This is a genomic window from Microbacterium sp. CCH5-D1 (assembly GCF_001557335.1).
GTDB classification, from domain to species: Bacteria; Actinomycetota; Actinomycetes; order Actinomycetales; family Microbacteriaceae; genus Microbacterium; species Microbacterium oxydans.
The window spans coordinates 1-5,368 of the sequence record NZ_LSJW01000191.1 but is presented as its reverse complement, the minus strand read 5'-3'; the positions used below and the strand labels follow the sequence as shown (position 1 = coordinate 5,368).

The following is a 5,368-nucleotide window of genomic DNA, read 5'->3' as shown; positions in this document are numbered from 1 at the left end:
TTCATCACGGCGTCGAGCAGATCGGCGACACCGCGTCCGTGGATGGCGGACACCGGGTGCGGTTCGCCGAGACCGAGGCTCCACAGAGCTGCGGTCTCCGGCTCCTGCCGGGCGTCATCGATCTTGTTGGCGACCAGGAACACGGGCTTGCCGCTCTTGCGCAGCAGCTTCACCACGTGCTCATCGGTGGAGGTCGCACCCACCATGGCGTCGACGACGAACAGCACCAGGTCGGCGAGGTCGATCGCCACCTCCGCCTGCATCGCGACAGAGCGGTCGATGCCGCGGGCGTCCGGCTCCCACCCGCCTGTGTCGACGAGCGAGAAGCGACGGTCTCCCCACTCCGCCTTGTACGTCACGCGGTCGCGGGTCACACCGGGGGTGTCCTCCACGACGGCCTCACGGCGACCGAGGATGCGGTTCACGAGCGCGGACTTGCCCACGTTCGGCCGTCCGACGATCGCCACCACGGGAAGTGCGGGACTGTAGTGGATGCCGTCCTCGCCGAGCGTGATGCCCGCGAGGAGCTCCGCGTCCTCGTCGTCCAGCTCGTAGTCGGAGAGGCCGGCGCGGAGGGTCTCCGCACGCTGCTCGGCGAGATGCTCGTCGAGCTGGTCCATCTTCTCGGCGAGCTGGTCGGGGCCGCCTTCGTATTCGTCGTCAGCCACGGGGTGCTCCTTGGATTCGTTCGATCACCGTGAGGACGGCGTCGATGGTCTGGGGGAAATCGAGCTCCGTCGAATCGACGACCTCGACGCCTTCTGCAGCGTTCAGGAAGTCGACGACGGCACTGTCTGAGGCATCGCGCTTGTGCAATGCCGCGGCGACAGCAGCCGCATTCTCGCCAGCGAGTTCACCGGCACGTCGCGCAGCCCGCACTTCGGGGGCTGCGGTGAGAAGGATCCGTACAGGGGCGTCCGGTGCCACCACGGTCGTGATGTCACGTCCCTCCACCACGACGGCGGGATACGACGACTCGGCTACCAGCCGGCGGAAGAGCTCGTTGACCCGTGCTCGCACCTCGGGCACGCGCGCCACGCCGCTCACCGCTCCGGAGACTCGCGGGTCGCGGATGGCCTCGGTGACCTCCACGTCTCCGACGAGCACCGTGCGGTCGTCGGGGTCGAGGCCCAGTCGCACGGGGAAGTCGGTCGCCGCAGCGAGGACGGCCTCGGAGTCGTCCGTGTCGGCCCCGCGGTCGAGCACATGCCAAGCGAGCGCACGGTAGGCGGACCCGGTGTCGAGGTACCCGAAGCCGAGCTTGCGCGCCACAGCCTTGGAAACGCTGGACTTGCCGGAGCCGGCGGGGCCGTCGATCGCGATGAACTTGTGTGCGTCGGTCACGTGCGCCTCCGCGGCGGAGAATGAGATGTCAGTCATTGGTGCTCCCCGCGATACGCCAGCCGCGTTCCTGGAGCCCGGTGATCGCGCCGTGCAGAGCCGCCGGGTCGACGCTGATCTCGGCGAGGCCGAACTGCGCTCCCGGCGAATGCTCCAGGCGCAGGTCCTCGACGTTGACTCCGAGTTCACCCAGCTCGCCGAAGAGCCGCCCGAGTTGCCCGGCGGTGTCGTCGATCATGACGACGAGGGTGTCGAAGCGCTGGTTCTGTCCATGCTTGCCGGGAAGACGCTCGACCCCGTCGTTGCCCTGGCGGATGGTCTCGGCCACCGTGCGGCGGGCGCCGGGGGCGGCCGGATCGCGCAGGGCGTCGGAGATCTCACCGAGGTCGGAAGCGAGGGCATCGAGGATCTCGACCACCGGTTCGGCGTTCGCCCCGAGGATCTGCACCCAGAGTTCCGGTGCCGACGCAGCGATGCGCGTCGTGTCGCGGACGCCCTGGCCCGCGAGACGGAGCGCCCCTTCCTCGGCCTCTGCGAGGCGACCGGCGAGCAGACTCGCCACCACCTGCGGCACATGCGAGATCAGCGCGACAGAACGGTCGTGCTCCTCCGGGGTCATCTCGAGCGGCATCGCTCCCACATCGAGGGCAAGGGCCTCGACGAGCGCGAGATCGGAAGCTTTCGTCTCCGCGTCTCGGCACACGACCCAGGGGCGCCCGATGAAGAGGTCAGCGCGAGCAGAGATCGCCCCACCGCGCTCACGGCCGGCGAGGGGATGCGAGCCGATGTAGCGGGCGAGGTCCACGCCGCGCGTCTGAAGAGTGCGGAACGGCTCGAGCTTCACACTGGCGACATCGGTGACCACCGCCTGCGGGAACCGCTCGAGCTCGGCCTGGATCACGTCTGCCGTGACATCGGGCGGAACGGCGACCACCACGAGAGAGGGGGCGTCGTCCTCCGCCGCGATCCGGCCGGCGCCGTAGTCGACCGCGAGGCGCAGTTGGGCCGGCGAGGCGTCGGACAGCACCACGTCGACGCCCTTCGCACGGAGGGCATGACCGATGCTCGCGCCGAGGAGGCCCGCCCCGACGATGCGGACGGTCCCGGAGAGACGCGGCGCGACGAAGCCCGCTCTCCGCCCCGCGGGCGCACTCGTCGTATCGGTCATTCGCTCTCCTGCTCGCCTGGCGCCTCGGCGACACCGGAATCACGGCGCGACAGGGTCAAAAGCGCGCCGAGTTCGATTTTACTCAGTTCCCGCGTCTTTCCGGCCGGGAGGGTTCCCAGGTGGAGCGGACCGAACTGTCGACGGACCAGTTCCGTGACCGGGTGGCCGACGGCCGCGAGCATCCGACGGACGATGCGGTTGCGACCGGAGTGCAGTGTCAACTCCACCAGGCTCGACCCTCGTGAGGTGTCCAGGAGCCGCGCCTTGTCGGCGGCGATCGGTCCGTCCTCCAGTTCGATGCCCTTGGTGAGCTTCGAGATCGTCTGTGGCAGCACCGTTCCCTCGACCTTCGCGATGTACACCTTGGTCACGCCGAACGACGGGTGCGCCAGCACATGAGCGAGCGCGCCGTCGTTGGTCAGGATGAGCAGACCGCTCGTCTCGGCATCCAGCCGTCCGACGTTGTACAGCCGCTCCTCGTAGTCGGCGGTGAACCGGCGCAGATCGGGGCGGCCATTCTCGTCCTTCATGCTGCTCACGACACCGGTGGGCTTGTTGAGCATGACGTAGCGCTTCGAGACGTCGAGCTGCACGGCGGTGCCGTCAACGTCGACGAGGTCGTTCTCCGGGTCGATCCGTCTCCCGAGTTCGGAGACCACGATGCCGTTGACGCGGATGCGGCCTTCGGTGATGTACTGCTCGACCACGCGGCGTGAAGCGACTCCTGCAGCGGCGAGCACCTTCTGCAGGCGCACGCCTTCGGGTGCAGCCCCGGAATCGTTCGAGGCTGCGTTCGAGGCGTCGTTCATGGCGTCGTGGCCGGTCATCGGATGGTCCCTTCGTCGAATCCGTCTGCGCCATCGTCGAGCAGCGGGGAGATCGGGGGCAGCTCGTCGAGGGAGTTGATGCCCAGATGCTGGAGGAGCGCGTCGGTGGTGCCGTAGTTGATCGCACCGGTCTCGGAGTCTGCGAACAATTCGGTGATCAGTCCACGAGCGACGAGCGTACGGACGACGGAGTCCACGTTCACCGCGCGGATGGAGGCGACCTGGCTGCGCGTGACCGGCTGCTTGTAGGCGATGACGGCAAGGGTCTCCAGGGCGGCCTGCGAGAGACGTGCGGGAGCCTGACCGCCGATGAATGCCGCCACCACGTCGTCGAGCTCTTCCCTGACGTAGAGACGCCACCCGCCGCCGACCTCCCGAAGCTCGAAGCCGCGTCGCGGTCCCTTCCCGCGCCCGTCGTAGTCCTCGACCAGCATCTCCAGGGTCTGGCGCACGGCAGGAACCGGCGAGCCGACCGCGGCGGCCAGGGCGACGAGACCGATCGGCTCATCCACGATGAAGAGGATCGCCTCGATCCGCTCGGTCAGAGGAATCTCCTCGGCACCGGCCAGGTCGGCGTTCGTCTCGTCCGTCACATCATCGGTCATAGTCGGCTCCCAGGGTCGCCAGCGTCTCATCCGACCAGGAGTCGGCTGCCCAGCGCAGCGTCAGCTCGCCGAGCGGTTCCAGTTGTTCGAACGACAGCGCCGCGTGCCGGTAGAGCTCCAGCACCGAGATGAACCGTGCCACGACGATGCCCGGCTCGGTCACGCCGGCCACGAGTTCACGGAAACTCACCGACTCGGTGCCGCGCAGCAGCGTCACCACGATCGCCGCCTGCTCGCGGATGCTGACCAGGGGCGCGTGCAGGTGATCGAGCCCGACGTGCGGGATCTCCTTCGGGGCGAAGGCCAGGAGGGCGAGAGCGGCGAAGTCGTCGACACTCAAGGACCACACGAGCTCCGGCGTCTGACGTCGGTGCTTCTCCTCCAGACGGACAGCGCGCACGTGACGACGGTCTTCGCGCTGCAGACAGCGGGCGAACCAGGTCGAGACCTCCTTGAAGGCCCGATACTGCAGCAGGCGTGCGAACAACAGGTCGCGCGCCTCGAGCAGAGCCACCGCCTCGGCATCGACCAGCTCGCCCTGAGGGAGAAGACCGGCGACCTTCATGTCGAGCAGGGTCGCGGCCACGACCAGGAACTCGGACGCCTGATCGAGGTCCTCGTCGTCGTCGAGTTGGCCGAGGTACGCGATGAACTCGTTGGTGACCGCGCTCAGCGATACCTCGGTGATGTCCATCTCGTGCTTCGAGATGAGGTTCAGCAACAGGTCGAAGGGGCCGTCGAAGTTCGACAGCGAGACCGTGAAGCCGCTGGCTTCGGCGGACGCTCCTTCGTCTGCGCTCTCCTGGAGCGACGGGTCGACGGGTGCTTCGTCAGGCGACGGCGCCACGGGCGACCAGCTCCCGCGCCAGCCGCAGATACGCCTGAGCGGCGGCATGCTCGGGGGCGAACTCGGTGATCGGCACGCCCGACACGGAGGCGTCAGGGAACTTCACGGTGCGGCCGATCACGGTTTCCAGCACATCGTCGCCGAATGCCTCGACCACACGCTCGAGCACCTCACGGGAGTGCAGCGTGCGCGGGTCGTACATCGTCGCCAGCAGGCCGTCCATCGTGATCGAAGGGTTGAGCCGGTCGCGGACCTTGTCGATCGTCTCGATCAGCAGCGCGACCCCGCGCAAGGCGAAGAACTCGCACTCGAGCGGGATGATCACGCCGTGGGCCGCCGTCAGCGCGTTCACGGTGAGGATGCCGAGCGAAGGCTGGCAGTCGATCAGGATGACGTCGTACTCCCCTGCCACCTGGCGCAGGACGCGGGCGAGGATCGTCTCTCGCGCGACCTCGTTGACGAGGTGCACCTCCGCAGCGGAGAGATCGATGTTCGCCGGCATGACATCGAGGCCCTCGACACTCGAGTGCACGATCGCATCGTGGGCGTCGCGCTTGGTGTCCAACAGCAGGTCGTAGAT

At 68.0% G+C, this 5,368-nt stretch carries 7 protein-coding genes; all 7 read right to left on the bottom strand.

Features of this window, described 5'->3' with window-relative positions; genetic code table 11:
• On the bottom strand, positions 1 to 620 hold a 620-nt coding region (locus tag AX744_RS11525), incomplete at its 3' end, for a GTPase (protein ID WP_231728795.1).
• 40 nt (positions 621 to 660) lie between these two features.
• Positions 661 to 1,380 carry a (d)CMP kinase gene (gene cmk / locus AX744_RS11520; protein WP_157543591.1) on the bottom strand — a complete coding sequence of 240 codons (720 nt, stop codon included), beginning with the start codon at positions 1,378 to 1,380 and terminating at the stop codon, positions 661 to 663.
• Complete coding sequence (locus AX744_RS11515) at positions 1,373 to 2,509, bottom strand: prephenate dehydrogenase (protein WP_061016990.1); 1,137 nt, start codon at positions 2,507 to 2,509, stop codon at positions 1,373 to 1,375. The genes cmk and AX744_RS11515 overlap by 8 nt, the downstream gene beginning before the upstream one ends.
• Positions 2,506 to 3,318, bottom strand: coding sequence for a pseudouridine synthase (locus AX744_RS11510; protein ID WP_157543593.1), 813 nt, complete (start codon positions 3,316 to 3,318; stop codon positions 2,506 to 2,508). Before AX744_RS11510 ends, AX744_RS11515 begins: the two co-directional genes overlap by 4 nt.
• Positions 3,319 to 3,332: 14 nt before the next feature.
• Complete coding sequence (gene scpB / locus AX744_RS11505) at positions 3,333 to 3,941, bottom strand: SMC-Scp complex subunit ScpB (protein ID WP_046749372.1); 609 nt, start codon at positions 3,939 to 3,941, stop codon at positions 3,333 to 3,335.
• Positions 3,931 to 4,788 carry a segregation and condensation protein A gene (locus AX744_RS11500; protein WP_046749373.1) on the bottom strand — a complete coding sequence of 286 codons (858 nt, stop codon included), beginning with the start codon at positions 4,786 to 4,788 and terminating at the stop codon, positions 3,931 to 3,933. Before AX744_RS11500 ends, scpB begins: the two co-directional genes overlap by 11 nt.
• Positions 4,772 to 5,368: ParA family protein (locus AX744_RS11495; RefSeq protein ID WP_061016986.1), on the bottom strand; the 597-nt coding region annotated here is incomplete at its 5' end. The genes AX744_RS11495 and AX744_RS11500, both read right to left, overlap by 17 nt.